This is a genomic window from Flavobacterium sp. SM2513 (assembly GCF_050908145.1).
Classification (GTDB): domain Bacteria; phylum Bacteroidota; class Bacteroidia; order Flavobacteriales; family Flavobacteriaceae; genus Flavobacterium.
In genome coordinates, this window is record NZ_CP194228.1 from 344,734 (window position 1) to 368,210 (window position 23,477).

Genomic DNA, 23,477 nt, shown 5'->3' on the forward strand with positions numbered 1-23,477 from the left:
ATCTTTATTTAGTTGTATTTTAAAATTTAAAAACCAATTATCAATGTTAAATTCAAATTTGACTTAAATTTTTATTTATACTTTTATAAAAAAATAAAAATGTTACCAAAAACACTTCCCTTTTTTCTTAGTTTCTTTATGCTCACATTTTGCAGCAGCACTGTTTCTGATGTTGATTTCAAAGAAATTTTTACAATGCCCAAAAAAATCAAGGAATCATCTGCTGTTGAAGTCGCTACTAATTCTAAATTAATTTGGACACTTGAAGACAGTGGAAATAAACCCGAATTATTTGGATTAGATTTGGAAGGTAAAATCGTTCAAAATATTTCTATTCAAAATGTAAAAAATAACGATTGGGAAGACTTGACTTCTGATAATGAAGGAAACTTATACATTGGTGACTTTGGAAATAATGATAATGAACGTAAAGATTTAGCCATTTATAAAATTTCAGCAACAGATTTAACCAAAAATGAGGCAACACCAGTCCGTACTATTTCCTTTTATTATCCCGAACAAAAAGCATTTCCACCCAAGAAATCAGAACGGAATTTTGATGTAGAATCTTTTTTTGTGTTCCAAAATAACTTTTTTTTGTTTACCAAAAACAGAAGTTCCAAATTTGATGGCACGACTCATTTATATCGTGTTCCAAATGAATCAGGGAATCATAAAGCCACCTTAATCGCGTCTTTTAAAACCTGTGAGAAATTCAGCAGCTGTGCAATTACGAGTGCTGATATTAGTCCGAATGGCAAAACAATCGCTTTATTGAGCTCAAATCAAGTTTGGCTTTTTACTGATTTTACCGGAGATTCCTTCTTTAAAGGTACAATGCAAAATATTTCGCTTCCCACATTAACACAAAAAGAAGGCATCTGTTTCATTAATGAAAGTACGCTTTACATCACTGAAGAAAAAGACAAACATACGGGAGGAAAATTATACCAACTGAATTTATCAAAATCCAAAGCCCAATCCCACTGAAAATCGACCGCCGTCTTCACCATGAAAATAAGAGACTTTTCCAGTAAAAATTTTCGCACCATTTAACCAAATCCCACCACCAAATGAATTGTGCCATTTGTTTGAATTCGTATCGGCAAGCCAAACTCTACCGCTATCATAACCTGCAAATACGCCGTATTGAGCCGGAATCAAGCTGTTTTTAAATTTACCTATTTTATACCTTAAATCGGATGATATAAAAAATGATTGTTTTCCAGAAAACCGTTGAAAACGAAAAGCTCTTAAATCTGCATCTCCACCAAGTTCTGCCATTTGGTAAAATAAATAATCATTGCTGAATAACATTTTAGCTTTCGCCAAAGTTCCAAAAACAAGTTGGTCATCCTTGGTGATTTTATGACTAAAGCCTAAAGCCGTTTCAGCATAAGGCACCGCTTTATTAGATTCGTTGAGATTTATTTCATAACCGCCTTCAACGTAAAATTTCATTCCCATTGATGGAATTGAGGCATTGTCGTAATTTTCAAAACCATACCGCACTTGAGCTGCTAGGAAATTTTGTGTCTTGAACACTTCTTCATCAATTGCGAAATTATCCACAATAAAGCGATTTGCAGTTCGGTCCACTTCCACAGACCTGAAATTTAATTTTGCAGAAAAATGAGCGCCAAAATCACCTTGCCAATGAATTGATGGCGCAAAACCCAACGTTTGCATCTTTATACGATTGTAATTCATTCCCAAATCGTCATCCAAATTTTGAGTTTCATTTCCGTAGCCAAAGAAGTTCGCACTAAAATTAGGAGTCGTAACTGTGGCATCCATTTCTAATCGCCAATTATTGATGCTATTTGGGAAAACGCCATTGTATTTAAATTCATAACCTTCAGTAGCAAAATAATAATTCGCTTTTAAGTTGTGCTTTTGCGAAAATGGATTTCGTATAAATGAATTCACTTTATAAGTCAAAGAAACACCCACTTTAACTCCATCATCAGGATTATAACCTACGTCAGGATAGCCAGCAAATGCATTGTACTTTGGTTTTTTATAATCGTATTTATTGAGTTCATAACTATCACTAAGTATTTTGCGTGTTTTTCTATCAATTTGAAATACATTATTTTTAGTCTTATAATCAAATAAGGTTACTCTTTTACCGTCTTCAATTTCATATAAATCATTGTTTGCTCCACCACTAATTTTCAATCGAATGACACCCGATTCCTTTCCTTTCACTTCAAAAACATCGTCGTCTTCCAAGCCGTAAATCCAAATTTGCTTGGTTTCGTTCTTGTCAAAAAGACGCGTATATTGAAATTCTTCACCGTCTTTTTTCAATCTAAAAACTTGCACTTCCGTTTTGCCTTCTGGCAATCGAGTGATGATGAATTTATCTTTTTTATTGGTCCCGACAAGCACTGCTGTACGTTGTAAAACTTTAAAATAATCTTGTGCAAAATCATTCAGCTTTTCTTTCCGAAGTCGTAACGTGTTTTTAATTTCATCAATTGTTGCATCTTGAACTTCTTGAGGAAGAACATTAAAAGCAGTGTCAATTACCGCATCTGTAAGATTTTGCATAATAAAATCAGCTTGTTCCTTCCAAGCTTTTGCATCTGCAGTTTTCAAGAATTTTAGGTCCATCGGATACGGTTCCATATTGAACCACTTCACATTTCTAATATCCGAAGCAAATTCCTGCATGTGTCGCAACTCTGGTGCAGTTAAAACTATAGTCAACGCGACACCACCATATTTTGGAAAAGCTTGGTCGCGATCGCGAGGAATGGGTTTGTAAATTACCTTTTCATGTTCACGAAATTCGCCCCAACGCCATTGGTCAGAGTGACGGTCCCAATCGCCTATTAACATATCAAAAAGACGTGCTCTAATATAGGATGCTTCATCAATTTCATACTTTTCATCCTTAATCAGATTGGCTAAAACATCATCCGTACTCACAATGTTTTCTGGACTTCCAAAACTTTCGTAGCCTTTAAATGCCTCCATCGGACGCTCTTCAATCATGTACAATTCATCGCCATATTCTGCGTTAAAATCCATTAACGTTTTTTGTTTTGGAACATAAAACAATATTGGATTCGTATGACTTACTCCAACGGCTTCTGCTAAATTCCCTACAGCAAAAGGCGTATAAGGATGGGACGAAGTGTAAAAATCCAACAGAAAATCCTCCGTATAGGTATTATTAAATTCATTTTCAATGGATTGGTCTTTAAAAGCCAATGCCTGAATAAATCGTGTGGCACTTTTTTTCAAACCTCTCATTACAAGTTCTTTACCCGTACTGTCTTCCAGTCGCAACGATTTTGATTGATGTCCACCACCCGCTTTTAAAGGTTTGAGCCCGCCAAATAAAGTATCTAAATGCACTGTTGGCGCTTTAATGTTTTGACTATAAACGTCGCGGTAATGATTTCCCCAAAGCAATTTATAAAAAGCACTCTTCGAAGTCCGTTTTTTTGAATAAATAGATGCCTCTATAAATTCCGGAACCGATGCATTAAATGTCAACTCCGTTACTTTCTTTTCAGACAAAACTTTATAGCTATACAGAAGTTGCTCTTTTTTTTGATTCACACCATAAAAAGAAACAAAAGCATCCCCATTTTTACCAATTTCTAAAACCGCATAACCGTTCATTCCTGCTGAAAAATCCTTTTCATTAATCGCTCTTGCTGCTTCCAATTTTGAACCCGAACCACTGATAATTTGTTTAACATTATTCTTTTCAATGTACTGCAAATTATGGTCGTGACCGGAAACCACCACCACATTATCATACGATTGAATCAACGCTTTTATGCGATTGGCCAATTCTGAATATTTTTTATTTTGCAAATCTTGTGGACTGATACCACTCGTTTTTCTTAAAAAATTGACCAGCGAACCAATTATTGGTAATGGAATTTTAGATTCCAAAGGAAACAATTGTTTTTCAAGCGAAAACTGACCTCCGTGTGTTCCATTAGTCATTAAGGGGTGATGTATTGCAATTACCATCGTTTTTGACTGATTTTTATTGAGTACACTTTCCAGTTCTGTAAAAAATTCTTCGCGCGATTTTACATCGCAACCTTCGTTAATAGTTGGACTATCGTTCCAATCTTCTAAAAACCATTGTGAATCTATTGTAATCAGCTCTAAATTATCAGAAATAGATAGTTTATCAATCGCACAACTTTCTCTTGGCATAAAGGACTTTTTTTCTTTAAGTGCTTCATTTATATAATCCTCTTGCCTTTTTAGTCCTTTCAATCCATTGTTATACCAATCGTGATTTCCAGGAATGAAAATTGTTTTACCTAAAAAATCTTTAGCTAAATCCAGTTGATTGTCTAACTTTTTCTCCGCTAATTTTCGGTTTTCATCGTCTTTTTTAGGCAAACCATCTGGATAGATGTTATCTCCTAAAAAAAGCAACGTACTGTTTTCATCTGCTGATTTTAATTTGTCTTTCAAAAAGCCTAAAGTGTTTTCACCCGCTTCTTTATCAGCATTACCAGCATCTCCAATTAAGTAGAACGTGTGTTGAATTTCAGGTTTTTCTGCAGATGAAATTACATACTGCTGTGCGTTTTTTCCGTATTTAGGTTCCTTAACGGCACAACCCACCAACGTTATTAGTGTTAACGGGAGTATAAATAAAACTTTAAAAAACTTAAAACTATAATTGGAATGAAATAATTTCATAATTTGCGGGATATTCTTTCTTTATGACTATTGTTGAAAATGCAGAAAAATTTGTAAATCAATTATTCAAAGATAATTTATCTTTGGATTATATCTACCATAACTTTAATCATACTTTAGGTGTGGTGCAAAATACACGCTTACTTCTTCGAGCTGAAGGAATAAGTGATGATGATGCGGAAGTATTACTTCTTGCTGCATGGTTCCATGACACCGGTTACATCAAAGGTTTTGAAAATCATGAAGAAGTAAGTATTAAAATTGCACGTGATTTTCTTGAAGAACATAATTACGACTCGTCAAAAATAAGCGTAATAAGTCAACTTATTCAGAAGACAAAAATTGACGAAATTCCTGTAACACAATTAGAAAAAATAATTCGCGATGCAGATTGGTCGCATTTTGGTAATCCCAATTACTTTCAATTCTGCAACTTATTGCGTTATGAATTCAGCTTGACGAGAAAAATGAAGTTCAGTGATTTAGAATGGTCCACTGAAAATCAGAAAGTTTTTAACAATGTCCATGTATTTTATACTGCCTATGCAAAAGCCAACTGGCAACCTATTAAGGATGCAAATGCGAAAATACTTAATGAAAAAATTGAAACATTAGCCAAAAAAGCCAAAGCGAAGAAAAAGCCAAAGGATTTACTGACTAAGAAAAAATTAGCAAAAATCGATTCTCCAGAACGTGGTATTGAAACGATGTTTCGGGTAACGCTTAACAATCACACTCAATTGAGTCAAATTGCCGATAGTAAAGCCAATATTTTACTTTCCGTAAATGCGATTATCATTTCCATTGCTTTATCGACTTTGATTCCAAAATTAGACAGTCCTAGTAACTCGCATTTGATAGTTCCCACTTTTATAATGCTTTTCTTTAGCGTATTGTCTATTATTTTTGCGATTTTATCCACAAGACCGAAAATTAGCGGAGGTTCTTTTACCCGAAAACAAATTGAAAACAAAGAAGTTAACCTCTTGTTTTTTGGGAATTTCTACAAAATGCCTCTAGAAGAATACACTTGGGCAATGAAAGAAATGATGAAAGATGGCGAATATCTTTACGACACAATGATTAAAGATTTGTATTTCTTGGGATTGGTTTTAAACCGAAAATATAAATTACTTCGAGTTACCTACACCGTTTTCATGATAGGTATTCTTATTTCTGTTGCTGCTTTTGTATTTGCATTCAAGAATTTGTAACTTTCATTTTTAATTACACATACGATTCCAACAGTTGATTGTAGGATAGATTATCTCTGTTTTTTTGGTAATTGACGGCAACTCGAATTGCTTTCAAACCTGTAACACCTTGAAGGTCTTCCACATCAAATTCTTCAATATCTGGATTTAAAAACCCTTGGTTTTGCAGAAAATGGATGTAGTTCTTATATTCAAAAGCTTCTTCTTTTTGAGAATACACAATAACAAGATGTCCACATTTGGTGATTCGCTCTGTCGTTCCTTTGATATTTGCTTTGTCAATTCTTTTTTTAACCACCTCATATCTTGCATTATAAGTGCCATCAACATCAAAATGTTTTTCATCCATTCTGAAACGTATGGAAATAGGTGCGTTAAAAACTAAAATGAGCGAAGTAACATCTAAACTGTAGGGAAGCTCTTTTCGAAGTTGGAAATATTCATGTTCCATCTCACACATTACATAAAGCTGCCACAACCTCAACTGCTGTAAATAAATAGATTTGTATGGGATTTTAGGATTTATAGACGCGCCAATATATAGATTATGTTCTACGCCATCTGTTTTAAAACGTTCATAATAATGGGGAAATAAGGCTTGCACTTTCTCTTGTTCCGCATCCATTATAGCTGCTAATTTTTTATTAATTAACGAAAGTGTATAGTCATAATCTTTTCTACAGTTATAAACCAACTTGGTTTGCGGATTTAATTTTTCATAATAATCGGAAACCCATTGCGCTACATCTGTAGCAGAATTTCGGAGCTGTTCCAATAAAGGATGGCACTCATTTAAAATAAAGGTATGAATCAACACTTCTGAATCAGCCTGCAAAGTATTGTTTAAATTGTTTTTAAAATTTTGCAATTCAAATACATTTGCTGCTATAATTCCTGTCGAATTAGTCAGAGAAATTTTCTCAAATAGAGAAATAAGCAAGTCGATTTGTGTTTCCAAATCATCTAAAATAGCTTGATTTCTGTATTTAGATGAATCTTTGACATCAATTTGACCGTACAAAGGCCAAACATCTTCAAAAACAATTTCCTTGTAAGGTAAATCACGCTTATTTTTATCGGTAATATGTGAAGAAACTTCCTCTTTAAATTTCCAGTACACACTTGGATGAATGGCAGTATATTCTTTTTGAATCACTGCCTCAATCTCCAACTCAATATCGTTGTAAAAGCGCTCCATCGCTTCCTGTAAATACGGCATTACAACATCCATTTTATGTGCATTCATGCTATTCAACTGATGTTTTTGGTACGAAACCAATTCCATCACCCCTAATAATTTAGTATTCGACATCAATGGAACGAGTAGAAAACTTTTAATTCCCAAATTCGAAAAATGCTTTAATAAATTATTGTTCGGATTTTCTTTTAAAAATTTATCAAGATTCGAAACGCTAAAATACTGGTGTTTTTTGATGACACAATCAAACAAATTATCACAAATTAAATCACTCGGATGACGCGTTTCTGTTTCTTGCAGAATAAAACTTTTTAAACTATCGTCAAATGGCGCTTTAACAAACCGATTTTCTTCTGCATTTACGGCTGTGTAACCGGTTTCTAAATCAGCGACTTTAAAAATCGACCTGAAAATGGTTTCAATATTTTCAGAAATATAATCTTGATTTTCTTTCTTTCCCAGAAGGTTGGTTTTTAAATTTGAAATGGCGCTTTCAATTGTTGCGTCATATAAATTCATGATTCCGAAACCTTTTAGAATCCAACTTTTTGGCGGAAATTTTTCACACCATAAAGCAAAATTGTCAAAATTGTCCATCAATTCTTCAATTTCTTCCATTGAAAGTTGGTGCGCTTTTTCAGTAGGAATAACCTCTACAAAATCAACATTATATAAAACTCGGTAATGACAAATAACACCATTTTGGTCTGGAATATCATAAAAAAGTGACTTTACCACATCAATTTTATAGTTGTAATATTTGAGTAAAATCAAGCAACAACTCATGACATAAATTTGCTGGTCGTCAAATTCACGAATATTCATGTCAAAGTTTGCACCTGCATTTTCAAGGATTGCCTCAAAACGGTTGGAATAATTAAACAAAATATTATGAAAAGGAATCGCAGCTGCTTTAATTTCATTTCCACTTAAAGCAGCTGGAAACAAGTCTGCTAGCAAATGACGAATCAATACTTTATGCTCTTCTAATTTGGAAAAATCGGAATTACCACTAATTAATTCAGGCGTTTTTTTTACTTCATTAAGTAAACCTTTGGCATAATTGGCTCGGTAATCAATATCAAATGACGCAATTTCCTCCAAGCGTTCCACCACTTTATGAAAGGAAATATGAACTTGAAAAGGGCTGTCGTCATTTTTTGTATAAATCATTTTATAAGGTCTTCATTTGTGGCAAAGATACTAATTAGTTCATTCTCATTCTGTATTTCCAAGGTTTCAATTCAACTAATTCAAAAGGCAAAATGCGCATCTTTCAACTATATTTACCGTATGGATTTATCTCTACAAGCAACACTAGAAAAATGCAATTCAACCAAAATTGATTTAGTAAAAATTAAAGATGCAGTCTTACGAAATACGGATTTGCTGGATGAATTAATTAATATGGCAACAGATTTGAATTATAATAACCATCCGAAAGCTTTGCGAATTGTAGAACTCATGACCGAAGACAATCCGATTTTTATTGAAAATTATATTCCTAAATTAATTGAGCAAGCCTCACACTATAAAAAATGTTCAGCCGTGAGAGGAATATCGAGAATTCTGTATTTTGTGGTATTGACACCAGAGATAAAGTTAAATGATTTTCAAAAAGAAGCACTTATTGAAGCGTCTTTGGACTGGTTTATCGGCAATGAAAAAGTAGCTTGTAAAGTAAATGCTTTAAAAATTATGACGCATTTTTCGGACGAATTTCCATGGTTAAAAGACACTTTGCGTGATTTAATTGAAAAAGAATATGCATCACAATTGCCTTCTTACCAAATTGCAAGTCGTACTGCAATCAAGAAGTTTAACCAGTGAGAATTTATAGCGTATCAATTGTCAATTTCTAATGGTATAAGTATCTTTGCGTAAACAACAACACAACATCATGAACTACTTTTCATCCGATTTTAAACTCGGAATTTTAGGCGGAGGCCAATTAGGAAAAATGCTTTTGTCCGAAACTCGGAAATTTGATATTCAAACCTACGTTTTAGACCCAAGTCCCGAAGCACCAAGTAGAATGGCATGCAACCAATTTTTCCAAGGTAGTTTGATGGATTATGACACCGTTTATAATTTTGGAAAGAAAGTAGATGTGTTGACTTTTGAAATCGAATTGGTCAATTTGGAAGCTTTAGAACAACTTGAAATGGAAGGCTTAAAAGTATATCCTTCGCCAAAAACACTTCGAGGAATTCAAAATAAAGGACGTCAAAAAGCATTTTATAAAGAAAATAATTTGCCTACTTCTGATTTTTCAACTTTTAGTTCATTGAAAGAGTTGATGGTTGCTTTTTTAGATGGAAAATTAAAAATTCCATTCGTTTGGAAAAGCACCGAATTTGGTTACGACGGAAATGGAGTGAAAATCGTTCGTCATGCCTCTGATTTAGAAAATCTTCCCGATGTAGAATGTATAGCTGAAGATATGGTACCGTTCAAAAATGAATTGGCCGTAATCGTAGTTCGAAATCCGAAAGGCGAAATCAAAACCTATCCAGTGGTGGAAATGGAATTTCATCCAGAAGCCAATCAAGTAGAATACGTAATTTGCCCTGCACGAATTGACGATGCTGTTGCATTAAAAGCTAGAAATTTAGCTTTGCAAGTTTCGGAAGCTTTTGGTCACGTCGGACTTTTAGCTGTGGAATTATTCCAAACCGAAAACGATGAAATTTTAATTAATGAAGTCGCTCCAAGACCACATAATTCGGGACATTATTCCATTGAAGCCAGTTATACTTCACAATTCGAAAATCATTTAAGAGCTATTTTAAATTTGCCTTTGGGAAGTACTGAAAGTAAAATCAACGGTATCATGGTAAATTTAGTTGGTGAAGAAGGTTTTTCTGGCGATGTAATTTATGAAAATATTGAAAAAATATTAGCTATTGACGGCGTTACTCCACATATTTATGGCAAACGTGAAACGAGGCCTTTTAGAAAAATGGGTCATGTTACGATTGTAAATGCGGATATGGATAAAGCTAGAAAAGTGGCGGAAGAAGTTAAGAAAACAATTCGGGTAATAAGTCAATAAAAACAACACAGATTTCACCAATTTTCACAGATTTAATTTGTGAAAATTTTTTCAAATAAAAACGGTTCTAAATTTAATTTTATGGATATTTTAGATACTCTTGTCAATTTCTTCCGAGTAACTGATTCTTCCAGTCTTTTGAAAGTGAATTTTGAAACTTTACTTGATAAAGAAGAATATTTAGGAGAAAGAATTAAGGCCCTTTTTTCGTTACTACTATTAATCATCTGTTATATTTGTTTAATTGTGGCAATGTTTTATCTCATCAATCATTTAGTGACAAATTAAAAAATAAAATTATGAAAGTAGCTATAGTAATGGGTTCCATTTCCGACATGCCGGTGATGCAAGATGCCATCGACATCTTAAAAGACTTCGGAATCGAAACAGAAGTTGATATTGTTTCCGCTCACAGAACACCTGAAAAATTATTTGATTTTAGTCAAAATGCTCACAAAAGAGATATTTCTGTAATAATTGCTGGAGCTGGTGGAGCGGCACATTTACCTGGAATGGTGGCTTCCATGTCGCCGTTGCCAATTATTGGAGTTCCTGTAAAATCGAGTAATTCTATTGACGGTTGGGATTCTGTTTTATCCATTTTACAAATGCCTGGTGGCGTTCCCGTCGCAACTGTTGCTTTAAATGGCGCAAAAAATGCTGGAATTCTTGCTGCCCAAATTATCGGAAGTTCAAATCCTGAAATTTTGGAAAAAATGATTTCTTATAAGGAAGGTTTGAAACAAGCGGTTTTAAAAGCTTCGGAGAATTTAACAAAGTAAAATAATAATTCTCAGGAGCTATTTCCAGCTATCCATTTCAATCTTTTATTTTTTAAAGAAAAAAATAAAAGGATTTTCATTGCTATCTGGGCTAAACCATCATTAATGGTTTATCTTGAATCAATTGGCAAATCTTAATTTAAAAACTTTGCGAACCTTGCGTAACTCCTTGCGAATTTCGCGGTTAAATTTAAAAACAAACATGACATTACTCACAAAACAATTCACTACCAAATACGAAACCGCTCCATTTTCTCAAATTAAAATGGAGGATTGCAAACCTGCTTTTGAAGAAAATATCAAAAATGCAAAAGCAGAGATTGACGCAATAATCAATAACCCAGAAACTCCTACAATTGAAAACACGCTTGAAGCATTGGATTTTGCAGGAAACCCATTAGACCGATTATCGTCTATTTTCTTCAACTTGAATTCGGCTGAAACTTCGGATGAGATGCAAAAAATTGCTCAAGAAGTTTCTCCATTGTTAACGGAATTCAGCAATGACATCACTTTGAATCAAGATTTATTCAAACGAATTAAAATGATTCACGACCAAAAAGATAGTTTAGATTTAACAACAGAACAGCACACTTTATTAGACAAAAAATACAAAGGTTTTGTTCGAAATGGTGCTTTGTTAAATGAAGAACAAAAAACGAAACTGCGAGAAATTGATACCCAGTTGTCAAAACTAAAATTGACTTTCGGCGAAAATGTTTTAGCAGAAACCAATAATTATCACTTGCGTATTACCAATGTGGCCGATTTAAAAGGTTTGCCCGAAGGTGTCATTGAAGCCGCGAAAGCAGAAGCAGAAAGTAAAAACGAAGAAGGCTGGGTTTTCACACTAGATTATCCAAGTTATATTCCGTTTATGACGTATGCTGACAACCGCGAATTACGAAAAGAATTGGCTATTGCAGCAGGAAAAAAAGCATTTCAAAACAACGAGTTTGACAACCAAGAAAATATAAAAAACATTGTTCGTTTGCGTCACGAACGAGCTCAATTGTTAGGTTATGCTTCACATGCTCATTTTGTTTTAGAAGAGCGAATGGCTCAAAACCCAGACAAAGTAATTTCATTTTTGAATGATTTATTGGAAAAAGCAAAACCAGCTGCCGAAAAAGAATTTGCAGAATTAACCGCTTTCGCAAAAGAACTAGATAGAATTGAACATTTAGAAAAATGGGACGGAAGTTATTATTCTGAAAAATTGAAACAGAAATTATTCAATTTAGATGATGAGAAATTAAAACCGTATTTCAAATTAGAAAACGTTTTAAATGGCGCTTTTACCATTGCTAAAAAATTATACGGATTAAATTTTACAGAAGTTTTTGATATAGAAAAATACCACAAAGATGTTACAACTTACGAAGCCACAGATGCAAACAACGAATTAGTAGCTGTTTTTTATGCCGATTTTTTCCCAAGAAAAGGAAAAAGAAACGGCGCTTGGATGACTTCGTATAAATCACAATCGAAGCGGAACGGTAAAAACGATCGTCCACATATCTCCAATGTTTGCAATTTCACACCTCCAACAGCAACTAAACCTTCGCTCCTAACCTTTAATGAAGTGACTACTTTGTTTCACGAATTTGGTCATGGTTTACACGGAATGCTGGCTAATACGGTTTATCCGAGTTTGTCTGGAACTTCGGTTTATTGGGATTTTGTAGAATTGCCAAGTCAAGTAATGGAAAATTGGTGTTACGAACCGGAAGCGCTGGCTTTGTTTGCCAAACATTATGAAACCGGAGAAATTATTCCGCAAGAATTTGTTGAAAAAATCAAAGAAAGTGCCAGTTTTCAAGAAGGAATGGCAACCATGCGACAAATTAGTTTCGGACTTCTAGACATGGCTTATCATGGAAAAGCACAACTTATCAAAGACGTGAAAGCATTTGAAAAAGAGGCATTCGCCGGAACGAATTTATTTCCAGACGTTGCAGAAAACGCAATGAGTCCCGCATTTTCTCATATTTTCCAAGGCGGCTATTCTTCGGGGTATTACAGTTACAAATGGGCTGAAGTTTTGGATGCTGATGCATTTGCTTATTTCCAAGAAAAAGGAATTTTCGACAAAGAAGTGGCAACAAAATTTAAAGAAAACGTATTGTCAAAAGGCGGAACCGAACATCCGATGGTTTTATATAAACGATTTCGAGGTCAAGAACCTAAACCGGAGGCTTTGTTGAAACGGGCGGGGTTGATTTAAAATTTTAATAATTAATTGTAAAAGGGTTATCAGATAAAATTTGATAACCTTTTTAAAAAAATAATTTCAAATTTATAACTCTCAAGAAAAATGACGCTTACTACTTTCTTAAAGGAACATCAAGCCAAACTAAAAACTACTCAAAAATTGGTTGTTCGAGATTTAGACGAAACAAGTAAAAACGTTTTTGTTGCCTATGTAGACGAAAATGCTAAAAGTTATGATGTCCAATTGATTTTGGATTCCTAAAAAAACATCAAAGAAAGCAGTTGCGATTGCGAAAATGGAGGAACTTGTAATCACATTATTGCATTGGCACAATTTCTTGCTGAAAATAAAAAAGAAAAAACGGGTATTAAAAAACCCGTCAAACGTAAACTTTCTGAAATTGACCAAGTTTTAGAAACAGTAGATAACGAAACTTTGCGACTTTGGATTTCTGAAACCTTAAATAAAAACAAAGAATTAGCTTTTTTATTTAAGAACAACTTTGTATCACAAACCATTGAAATTGATGCTTCTTTTATTAAAAAAACAATAAATGAAAGCATAACCTCTATTATTGGTAGAAGAAAAACTATTGAAACCAATGAAGTTAAGAAAATTGTTGATATCTTAACTATTGCATTAAAGCCAGCTTTTGATTTTATTTTTGCCAAAGTTTCTAACGAAAATCACGAATTATTTACAACATTAATTACCGAAATCGAAGGCATAAATTATCAGTTTTATACCTCGGGTAGTCGAATTAAAACACTTATCAAAAATGTCACAGAACAGCAACTCAAATCTATTTTTAACCTCAAAGATGTTGCAGCTTGGCAAAATGCGGTGCAATTTTATTGCAAATTAGTATTTCAAGAAAAATTTCTAATTTTGGAGTTGAACCTAGTTAAAAAAATATATGAATTTTCAAAAATAAATGATATTCAAAGCCCTTTTGTAGTCACTACTTTAGAACAAAATTTCAACACACTTTTCGACGACTATAAAGAATCCTTTTGGTTAATTGCTTTCGAATTGGAGCATTTTTTATTAACTGTTTTTTCTGAAAATGAATTGTTTGAGAAACATGTATCCAAATTTAAACCTAGAAGATTTCAAAACGAGCATAATTTATTACTGATTTCTGAATTAATTAAAATCAATGAAATAGCAACTGCCGAGAAATATTGTTTGGAACAAATAGAACACAACTCGAAATCAGATTATGATTTGCCTTATGTAAAATTCTTGATTTTAATTTATAAAAATACAAATAAACATAAGCTAGCCGATGTTTTAAGTGAATACGGGAAATACATTTTTGACATTGACGACTATTTGTTCATTTAAAAAACACGCAACGCTTGAAAAATTTAAAAAATACCGACAGGCTGTTTTAACCAATTCTAGGTACAGTTATCAAAATGGAAATATAGAGGCTTTTAATTTCTATTTCGAAATAAAGAAATTGGACGACAAAAGAAATGATTTGTTTGAGATGTTGCAAAATGCTTACAACCTAAATTTTGTAAATGAATATAAAGAGATTGCACTTAAATTAAGTGAAGTTAAATTGATTAGCTTGTTAAGCGAAATTTCCTTATTTTCAAATGCAGAGGCAAAACTGGTTCATGAAATAGCTGATTTTGTGGTTAAAAATATAGAGCGAGACAAATTAATTTTTCTCCTAAAAACCCTTTCGGTTTATAGGAGAAATAGCATTATTGTGACTATCGAAGAAAAAATTAAAATTAGTACATCTTAAATCTACTAATTTAATATTACTTCAAAAACTCCCTAAAATTATCTTTATTCACCAAAATCAACATTTTTACAATTCTAAAACAAACTTTCAAATATTATTGAAACTTTAAAAATAAAGTCGTACATTTGTCTCATGGAATTCGCAGAAGCAAAAAATAAATTCATTCAAACATGGGGCGCTTTAGGTTCACAATGGGGAATCAATAAAACGATGGCACAAATTCATGCGTTGTTGATGGTTTCTGCCGAACCTCTTTCAATGGAGGACGTAATGGACGAATTATTGATTTCTCGTGGAAATGCGAGTATGAATTTACGAGCTTTGATGGATTGGGGAATTGTATACAAAGAATACAAGTCGGGTGAACGTAAAGAGTTTTTTACCGCCGAAAAAGATTTAGATGAATTGGCTGTGAAAATTGCCAAAGAAAGAAGTAAACGTGAGATTAAACCAGCGTTAAAAGTATTGAAAGATGTTTCTTCGATTAATCCTGCAACATCTTTGGAGACTAAACATTTTGTAGAACAAACCAATAATTTATATGATTTTGTTCTCAAAGCTGACAATATGATTGACAAAGTAACAGAAATTAAAGACAATTGGATTGGTCGATTGGTGATGAAAATCATGCGTTAATCGGCTTTTTTTTAATTAAAACTTTCATTTTTTTCTGAAAGTTTAATATGTTGAAATTATGAGAGCATTAAAAATTTTAAATAGTATCGCACTATTATTTCTTTTTGGTGGTGCCTATGGCCTTCCTGTAACTGGATTACTGCAATTAATTATTGCCATTGTATTTTTAATTTTTAGGCCAAAAAACAAATCAATCTACATCTATTTTACTTTAGTAATTATATTCTTTTGTTTATGGAATGGCAATTTCACTTGGCTCTTTTCAATTCCAGTTTTTTTGATTTTATTCCTTACCTATATTATTCATACGCAAAATGAAAATAGTTTCATGAAAGCAGAATGGAACGATTTACTATTTATAAATTACGAAATAAATCCAAGTTTTCTTAAAAAATATGTTCCAAAAGGCACAGAATTAGATTTATGGAATGGCAAATGTTACATAAGCTTAATTGGTTTTATGTTTGAAAATGTAAAGGTTCTAGGTATGAAAATCCCGTTTCACGTCAACTTTGAAGAAGTCAATCTACGATTTTACGTCAAGCGATTTGAAGATGGAAACTGGAAGCGAGGCGTTGTTTTTATAAAAGAAATCGTTCCAAAACACGCCATCACTTTTGTTGCAAATACTTTGTATAATGAACAATATCAAACATTACCGATGCGTCACGAGCGAACAGTTTCTACAACTTCGCGATTTTTTAAATACGAATGGCTTAAAGAAAACTTCAGAAATTCGATTTCCGTAGAAACAGAGAAAAAATTACTACCAATTGAAGAAAATTCTGAAGCAGAATTCATTTCGGAACATTATTATGGTTATACTATTTCACCCCGACAAAAAACAGTTGAATATGAAGTGAAACATCCGAGATGGCAACAGTATAAAGTAATTGATTATGCTATAACTGTTGATTTTGAATTGACTTATGGAAAGGAATTTGCCTTTCTGCAAGACTTAAAAGCTGATTCTTGTTTTGTTGCAAAAGGTTCTAAAATTAGTATTGAAAGTAAACGAGTATTCTAATGAAAACGCTAGAAAATCACACATTACTATACGATGAAGATTGTCCAATGTGCAATCTGTACACTTCTGGATTTATAAAAACGAAAATGTTGGATTCGAACGGAAGAAAATCTTTCACAACGATAACAAGTTCAGAACAAGTTTTTATTGATGTTGAACGAGCTAAAAACGAAATCGCTTTAGTGGATAACGAAAATAAAAAAGTATTTTACGGAATAGAAAGTCTTCTAAAAGTAATTGGAAATTCTTATCCTTGGATGGAAAGCATCGGAAATTTAAAACCCGTAAATTTTCTGCTGAAACAGCTATATAAGTTTATTTCATATAACAGAAAAGTTATCGCACCAAGTAAAATTGTATCAGAAAAGGGCTTAGAATGCATTCCAACTTTCAATATAAAATACAGATTGTCCTACATTGTTTTTGCCACTTTGTTTACGGCAATTATCTTACTTCAATATTCACAGATAATTATGCTTTTACCAAAAGCTACTTTCGTCAGGGAATTGCTTTTAGCTGTGGGACAAATTGCCTTTCAATATCTCTTCATACAAAAATTAAGTAAACAAAGTCAATTAGAATACATTGGGAATTTGGTCACCGTTTCTGTAATTGGAAGTTTAATTTTAACACCTGTATTGGTTTTAAGTCAATTTGTACATCTAAACGAATACCTCATTTTAGGTTGGTTTGGCATAACAGTGAATCTAATGATATATGAACATTTTCGCAGAATTAAAATGTTACAGCTGCCAAAAACCCTCACATTCACTTGGGTTTTATACCGAATGGTTGCCCTACTTCTCATCTTAAATTTATAAATCATGAAAAAATTAGTAATTGCCGCCGGAACTGGATTTTTAGGTCAAGTTCTCGTGAACCATTTTGAAAATAAATATGATGAAATTATTATTTTGACAAGAGGAAAATCTCGTGTTTTGAATACTATTAAGTATATAAACTGGGATGCAAAAACACTTTCAGGCTGGGAAAACGAATTGGAAAATGCCGCCGTTCTAATCAACCTTGCAGGGAAATCTGTAGATTGTAGGTATACGGAATCCAACAAAAAAGAAATTCTATCTTCCAGGATTGACAGTACCAAAATTCTGAACGAAGCTGTTTTACGATGCCAAAATCCACCGAGACATTGGTTAAATTCTTCCACTTCGACCATTTACCGCCACTCTGAAGACAAGCGAATGACGGAGGAAAATGGAGAAATTGGCGATGACTTCTCAATGAATGTTGCGAAAGCGTGGGAAAAAGCATTTTTTGAGATTGAAACGCCGCAAACTTTTAAAACCGCTTTACGAACTTCAATCGTTTTGGGTAAAAATGGTGGCGCTTTTATTCCTTTAAAAAAATTAACCCAATTGGGTTTTGGCGGAAAACAAGGTAGTGGAAATCAATTTATAAGTTGGATTCATGAACATGATTTTGCAAGAGCCATTGAATTTGTAATACAAAAAGAAATGACTGGAGAAGTAAATATCGTTTCACCTCAACCGATTAGAAATAAATATTTCATGTCCAATTTGAGAAAGAACTTACATGTTTCCATCGGAATTCCCACGCCAAAATCATTATTAAACCTTGGTGCAAAAATCATAGGAACCGAACCAGAATTAGTTTTAAAAAGTAGAAATGTGATTCCGGAACGATTAATTAAAAACGGTTTTGAATTTCAATTTAAAACGCTAGAAGAAGCCTTAAAAAACCTCGTGAAATGACTACAATTAAATTACAAACAGAAATAAATGCTCCAATTAAAACAGTTTTCGATTTGAATAGAAACATTGACATCCATAAACAATCCACTTCAAAGTCAAAGGAAACTGCAATTGACGGAGTCGTTTCGGGATTAATCAGCAAAGGCGAAACCGTCACTTGGCGTGGAAAACATTTTGGAATTTATCTTACGCATAAAAGTACCATCCCCGAAATGGAAATTCCCATTTATTTTGTAGATGAAATGCTGGAAGGTCGTTTTAAAAGATTCAAACACACCCATACTTTTCAGCAGAAAAACGGCGGGACAATTATGTCCGACACAATTGAGTATGAAACGCCTTTTGGACTAGCAGGAAAGATATTTAACACTATAATACTCAAAAAACACCTGACGAATTTTATAACAGAGCGAAATAATTTCATCAAGCAAATAGCGGAAAAACACTGATGTGAAATCTTAAACATTTACTAAAAATCATATAATTTATTTACTAAGATTTAGAACTATTTTTGAAGTAACAACTTTAAAAATAGACATTATGAATCTTAAAAGAATCTTTGGAGCAATTCTTACCGCGTTGGGGATTGGTGGATTAATTTATACCGCCGTTTTATTTGCAAATACAGGAGGCGGAAACCAAGACATTAGGTCTTTGATTATATACGGTGTTTTAGGTTTTGTATTCTTCTTTGCAGGGATTAGTTTAGTTCGAACTACAAAAGATGAAGCCTAATTAGAATTTCTGAATTGTTTCATTACATGTGCAGAAGCAAAACAATCAAATAAGTACCATTCTTTCTATTTTTTAAAAGAATGGTAAACTTGTTTATACAAGTTATTTAATTATAACAATTGCATTCCAACGACTAATCCTAACCAAAATATCGGTATACTTTCCACCCAAAATGTAGTGTAATACCGATTTCTGCTTTCATTCGCAAAAAATAAAAAGCTTGCCGTTACCAAAACTAGAATCAGATTAACAATCAGCTGATTTGTGTCAACCGTAATTTTTAAAAATTCTAAAAAGTAAAAAGGAATTAGAAGCAAATAACCCAACCATTTGGTTTTTTGAATACCTATTTTTTGCGGAACTGTAAATAAGGTCGGGTCATCATCCTTTAAATCAATAATTTCAAAAATTAATATTAAGACAATTACCAGCAAGAAACGCTGGCTAAATTTGACAACTACATCATGGCAAAGCTCAGCTCCAAAATTAATCATTGGTAATAAAGTGGTTACTCCTGCCCAACAAAAAGCAACTATATAAATTTTAATTCCCGTCCAATTGCGCATATTTTTCCTTGCGGAAAAAACAGGAACCGTATATAAAAAGGTTAATCCAAAGAAAACAAGTGCTGTTATTTGCGTTTCAAATTTTAAACAAAAAAAGAAATAAGCCGAAGCTATTAAAGCAAATAAACTCAAAGTTAAAGTCGCTACTAATTCTTTTCGAAGCGGCAGTTTTTTCCTAAAATACACTTCGTACTTGATAAAATTATACCCAAATAAAGTTCCAAAAAACGCAAAACCCGCCATCGATAAATCAAAAGGTTGTTGAAACATGTGGTTGGTCAATAAAACCAATGCTAAAACTGCTATTGAAACGTGAATACTTGAGTGAATATAGAAGTTGAATAATCTTTTGAGCGGTTGCATATTGACAAAAATAAACAAACTACTTATACAAAATATAATGCTTTTACAAAATCGTGAAATTCGTTGCCAAAAATCAAATTATTTTTAAGATTAGTAGTACTTTTGCACCACGAAAACAACCCACTACCCACACATTATGAAAACAGATTCATTTGCTTTAAGACATTTAGGACCAAGAGAAAACGATTTGCCTAAAATGTTAGAAACCATCGGAGTTGAAACATTAGACCAATTAATACACGAGACCATTCCGTCTGACATTCGTTTGAAAAAACCGTTAGAATTGGAACACATCATGACCGAATACGAGTATGCAAACCACATTCGTCTTTTAGGTCGTACCAATAAAGTTTTCAAATCCTATATTGGATTGGGGTATCACCCTACAATTGTCCCTCCGGCAATCCAAAGAAATATTTTTGAAAATCCAGGATGGTATACGGCTTATACACCTTATCAAGCAGAAATTGCGCAAGGTCGTCTAGAAGCTATCTTGAATTTCCAAACTACCGTTATTGAACTGACAGGAATGGAAATTGCCAATGCCTCTTTATTAGACGAAAGTACCGCTGCTGCTGAAGCAATGGCGTTATTATTTGACGTTCGAACAAGAGACCAAAAGAAAAATAATGTATGTAAATTCTTCGTTTCTGAAGAAATCTTGCCACAAACTTTATCTGTTTTACAAACACGTTCTATACCAGTTGGAGTTGAATTAGTGATTGGAAACCACCAAGAATTTGATTTTTCATCAGAGTTTTTTGGTGCAATTTTACAATATCCAGGAAAATACGGACAAGTTTACGATTATGCTGATTTCATCAAAACAGCAAGTGATAATGAAATAAAAGTAGCGGTTGCTGCAGATATTTTATCACTAGTAAAATTAACGCCTCCAGGAGAAATGGGAGCTGCAGTGGTTGTAGGAACTACACAACGCTTCGGAATTCCGATGGGTTATGGTGGTCCACATGCTGCCTATTTTGCAACAAAAGACGAATACAAACGCTCAATGCCGGGAAGAATTATCGGTGTTTCGCAAGATGCTGATGGAAACCGTGCTTTACGTATGGCTTTGCAAACGCGTGAACAACACATCAAACGTGAAAAAGCAACCTCTAACATCTGTACGGCACAAGTTTTATTGTCAGTTATGGCTGGAATGTTTGCTGTTTATCACGGACCAAAAGGCCTTAAATACATTGCACACAAAGTCCACTCGATGGCTTCAACGCTTGCAGATGCTTTAAATAAATTAGGGGTTTACCAAACCAATACTGCTTTCTTTGACACTATTGTAGTTAAAGCAGACGCTAAAAAAGTACGTGTAATTGCTGAGAAAAATGAAATTAACTTCTTCTACATTGACGATGAAACTATTTCAATCTCGTTAAACGAAACAATTTTATTTACAGACGTAAATGAAGTAATTGCTGTTTTTGCGGAAGCGGTAGGAAAAGAAGCTTTTGAAGTTACTGAATTTGTAACAGAAAAAAATTATCCAACTCATTTAAAAAGAACATCTTCTTTTTTGACACACGAGGTATTTAATAAATACCATTCAGAAACGAGTTTAATGCGTTACATCAAAAAATTAGAGCGTAAAGATTTATCGCTAACACATTCGATGATTGCATTGGGTTCTTGCACAATGAAACTGAATGCTGCAGCAGAAATGTTACCTTTAAGTATGCCCTACTGGAACACTATTCACCCTTTTGCACCATTGGACCAAGTTCAAGGTTATACTACGATGCTAAAAAAATTAGAGCATCAACTGAATGTAATTACTGGCTTTGCAGGAACAACATTACAACCAAATTCAGGAGCTCAAGGTGAATATGCTGGATTAATGACTATTCGTGCGTATCATCAGTCAAGAGGTGATAACAAACGAACGGTTTGCTTGATTCCAGCTTCGGCTCACGGAACTAATCCAGCTTCGGCAGCGATGGCAGGAATGCAAATAATCGTTACAAAAACCATGGAAAATGGTAATATTGACGTAGAAGATGTTCGCGAAAAAGCGTTAAAATATAAAGATACACTTTCTTGTTTAATGGTAACTTACCCATCAACTCACGGAGTTTTTGAAAGTGCAATTAGAGAAATTACGCAAATCATCCATGATAATGGTGGTTTAGTTTATATGGATGGTGCAAATATGAACGCTCAAGTAGGACTAACAAATCCGGCTACAATTGGAGCTGACGTGTGTCACTTAAATTTACACAAAACATTCGCCATTCCTCACGGAGGTGGTGGACCAGGTGTTGGACCAATTTGTGTAAACGAAAAACTAGTTCCGTTCCTACCAAGTAATCCACTTGTAAAAGTAGGTGGAGAACAGGCAATTACGGCTATTTCTGGAGCCCCTTACGGTTCTGCTTTAGTATGTTTGATATCTTACGGATACATTTGTATGTTGGGTTCTGAAGGAATTACAAATGCTACAAAATATGCCATTTTGAATGCAAATTATATGAAAGCGCGTTTAGAAAATCACTATCCTGTTTTATATTCTGGAGAAAAAGGACGTGCCGCTCACGAAATGATTTTGGATTGCAGAGGTTTTGAAGCAAAAGGAATCAAAGTAACCGATATCGCAAAACGATTGATGGATTATGGATTTCACGCACCAACGGTTTCTTTCCCAGTGGCTGGAACGTTGATGATTGAACCTACAGAATCAGAAGATGTGGCTGAGTTAGACCGTTTTTGTGACGCCATGATTTCAATTCGTCAAGAAATTGAAGCGGCAACTAAGGAAGATGAAAACAATATGTTGAAAAACGCACCACATACGTTAGCAATGTTAACTGCTGATACCTGGACATTCCCCTATTCAAGAGAAACGGCTGCCTATCCGTTGGATTATATTGCTGAGAATAAATTCTGGCCTAGCGTTCGTCGTGTTGATGAAACGTATGGTGACAGAAATTTAATTTGCAGTTGTGCTCCAATTGAAGCTTACATGTAATTAATGTTAAAATAACGTACACCGTATTAAGTAAAGAAAGAGGTTTTAATTTCACATTTAAAACCTCTTTCCTTTTGTGAAAAATTTCAACGATGAAGGACCTAGAAAATAACGACGATTTATACGTATTGGTAGATGAATTCTACAAAAAATTACTAAGTGACACTTCCATTGCATACATTTTTACGGATGTTGTCAAAATAAAACTAGAAGAACATTTGCCGATTTTAGTTACGTTCTGGTCACAAGCCATTTTTAATACAGGTGGATATTTCAAAAATTTGACTAATATCCATCTGGACATCAACACGAAAGAATATTTGTCACCAAAGTTATTTAAAATTTGGCTTACTCATTTTAATAATGCTGTTGATGAAACTTTTGAAGGTTTAAACGCAGAAAAAATAAAAACTCAAGCTTTAAGTATTGCTACGGTAATGCAAATTAAAATTCATAACGAAAGAAAGTTAGTATAAAATTCAAACCTTTTCTTTTTGTTGTAAAATAAAAATATATGCATGC

At 33.5% G+C, this 23,477-nt stretch carries 20 protein-coding genes; 17 read left to right on the plus strand and 3 right to left on the minus strand.

Translation table 11 applies throughout. The annotated features are described in order from the left end of the window. Window positions 1-99 precede the first annotated feature (99 nt). Entirely contained in the window at window positions 100-990 is an 891-nt protein-coding gene (locus ACQ5J2_RS01310) for a hypothetical protein (RefSeq protein ID WP_432671888.1), read from the plus strand. Here the strand turns inward: ACQ5J2_RS01310 and ACQ5J2_RS01315 are convergent. Next, window positions 964-4,689, minus strand: a complete 3,726-nt coding sequence (locus ACQ5J2_RS01315) for a metallophosphoesterase (protein ID WP_432671889.1) — start codon at window positions 4,687-4,689, stop codon at window positions 964-966. The two genes, ACQ5J2_RS01310 and ACQ5J2_RS01315, sit on opposite strands and share 27 nt — an antisense overlap. 23 nt (window positions 4,690-4,712) lie before the next feature. Here ACQ5J2_RS01315 and ACQ5J2_RS01320 point away from each other — a divergent pair, with 23 nt between their 5' ends. Then, on the plus strand, window positions 4,713-5,903 hold the full coding sequence (locus ACQ5J2_RS01320) for a Pycsar system effector family protein (protein ID WP_432671890.1): 1,191 nt from the start codon (window positions 4,713-4,715) through the stop codon (window positions 5,901-5,903). Between the two features lie 13 nt (window positions 5,904-5,916). Here the strand turns inward: ACQ5J2_RS01320 and ACQ5J2_RS01325 are convergent, their stop codons facing one another. Continuing rightward, window positions 5,917-8,274 (minus strand): GAF domain-containing protein, encoded by a 2,358-nt coding sequence (locus ACQ5J2_RS01325; RefSeq protein ID WP_432671891.1) that lies wholly within the window; start codon window positions 8,272-8,274, stop codon window positions 5,917-5,919. Window positions 8,275-8,394: 120 nt separating this feature from the next. Here ACQ5J2_RS01325 and ACQ5J2_RS01330 point away from each other — a divergent pair, with 120 nt between their 5' ends. The 13 genes from ACQ5J2_RS01330 (at window position 8,395) to ACQ5J2_RS01390 (ending at window position 19,046) form a co-directional block, all read left to right on the plus strand. After that, entirely contained in the window at window positions 8,395-8,931 is a 537-nt protein-coding gene (locus ACQ5J2_RS01330; RefSeq protein ID WP_432671892.1) for a hypothetical protein, read from the plus strand. Between the two features lie 70 nt (window positions 8,932-9,001). Then, window positions 9,002-10,156 (plus strand): 5-(carboxyamino)imidazole ribonucleotide synthase, encoded by a 1,155-nt coding sequence (locus tag ACQ5J2_RS01335; RefSeq protein ID WP_432671893.1) that lies wholly within the window; start codon window positions 9,002-9,004, stop codon window positions 10,154-10,156. A gap of 299 nt (window positions 10,157-10,455) precedes the next feature. After that, a complete protein-coding gene (gene purE / locus ACQ5J2_RS01340; RefSeq protein WP_432671894.1) occupies window positions 10,456-10,938 on the plus strand; it encodes a 5-(carboxyamino)imidazole ribonucleotide mutase in 483 nt (160 codons plus the stop codon). Window positions 10,939-11,140: 202 nt separating this feature from the next. Next, a complete protein-coding gene (locus ACQ5J2_RS01345) occupies window positions 11,141-13,165 on the plus strand; it encodes a M3 family metallopeptidase (RefSeq protein ID WP_432671895.1) in 2,025 nt (674 codons plus the stop codon). A 90-nt stretch (window positions 13,166-13,255) separates the two neighbouring features. Next, on the plus strand, window positions 13,256-13,414 hold the full coding sequence (locus tag ACQ5J2_RS01350; RefSeq protein WP_432671896.1) for a hypothetical protein: 159 nt from the start codon (window positions 13,256-13,258) through the stop codon (window positions 13,412-13,414). A 63-nt stretch (window positions 13,415-13,477) separates the two neighbouring features. Next, the gene (locus ACQ5J2_RS01355) at window positions 13,478-14,500 is read left to right on the plus strand and encodes a hypothetical protein (RefSeq protein ID WP_432671897.1); all 1,023 of its coding nucleotides are present in this window, start codon (window positions 13,478-13,480) and stop codon (window positions 14,498-14,500) included. Further along, entirely contained in the window at window positions 14,478-14,915 is a 438-nt protein-coding gene (locus ACQ5J2_RS01360; protein ID WP_432671898.1) for a hypothetical protein, read from the plus strand. The genes ACQ5J2_RS01355 and ACQ5J2_RS01360 overlap by 23 nt, the downstream gene beginning before the upstream one ends. A gap of 132 nt (window positions 14,916-15,047) precedes the next feature. Continuing rightward, window positions 15,048-15,551 carry a GbsR/MarR family transcriptional regulator gene (locus ACQ5J2_RS01365; RefSeq protein ID WP_432671899.1) on the plus strand — a complete coding sequence of 168 codons (504 nt, stop codon included), beginning with the start codon at window positions 15,048-15,050 and terminating at the stop codon, window positions 15,549-15,551. A gap of 58 nt (window positions 15,552-15,609) precedes the next feature. Continuing rightward, window positions 15,610-16,578 (plus strand): YqjF family protein, encoded by a 969-nt coding sequence (locus ACQ5J2_RS01370; RefSeq protein ID WP_432671900.1) that lies wholly within the window; start codon window positions 15,610-15,612, stop codon window positions 16,576-16,578. Next, the gene (locus ACQ5J2_RS01375) at window positions 16,578-17,399 is read left to right on the plus strand and encodes a DCC1-like thiol-disulfide oxidoreductase family protein (RefSeq protein ID WP_432671901.1); all 822 of its coding nucleotides are present in this window, start codon (window positions 16,578-16,580) and stop codon (window positions 17,397-17,399) included. Before ACQ5J2_RS01370 ends, ACQ5J2_RS01375 begins: the two co-directional genes overlap by 1 nt. Window positions 17,400-17,402: 3 nt before the next feature. Further along, window positions 17,403-18,311 carry a TIGR01777 family oxidoreductase gene (locus ACQ5J2_RS01380; protein WP_432671902.1) on the plus strand — a complete coding sequence of 303 codons (909 nt, stop codon included), beginning with the start codon at window positions 17,403-17,405 and terminating at the stop codon, window positions 18,309-18,311. After that, window positions 18,308-18,760, plus strand: coding sequence for an SRPBCC family protein (locus ACQ5J2_RS01385; RefSeq protein ID WP_432671903.1), 453 nt, complete (start codon window positions 18,308-18,310; stop codon window positions 18,758-18,760). Before ACQ5J2_RS01380 ends, ACQ5J2_RS01385 begins: the two co-directional genes overlap by 4 nt. 91 nt (window positions 18,761-18,851) lie before the next feature. Then, complete coding sequence (locus ACQ5J2_RS01390; RefSeq protein ID WP_022828288.1) at window positions 18,852-19,046, plus strand: hypothetical protein; 195 nt, start codon at window positions 18,852-18,854, stop codon at window positions 19,044-19,046. Between the two features lie 110 nt (window positions 19,047-19,156). On the opposite strand, the gene ACQ5J2_RS01395 is transcribed toward ACQ5J2_RS01390, so the two are convergent. Continuing rightward, entirely contained in the window at window positions 19,157-19,975 is an 819-nt protein-coding gene (locus ACQ5J2_RS01395) for a hypothetical protein (RefSeq protein WP_432671904.1), read from the minus strand. Window positions 19,976-20,111: 136 nt separating this feature from the next. On the opposite strand from ACQ5J2_RS01395, the gene gcvP reads away from it, so the two are divergent. Continuing rightward, window positions 20,112-22,955: an aminomethyl-transferring glycine dehydrogenase gene (gcvP, locus tag ACQ5J2_RS01400; RefSeq protein WP_432671905.1), complete on the plus strand. Its 2,844-nt coding sequence runs from the start codon at window positions 20,112-20,114 to the stop codon at window positions 22,953-22,955. A 92-nt stretch (window positions 22,956-23,047) separates the two neighbouring features. Further along, window positions 23,048-23,431: a group III truncated hemoglobin gene (locus ACQ5J2_RS01405; protein ID WP_432671906.1), complete on the plus strand. Its 384-nt coding sequence runs from the start codon at window positions 23,048-23,050 to the stop codon at window positions 23,429-23,431. Window positions 23,432-23,477: the final 46 nt, after the last annotated feature.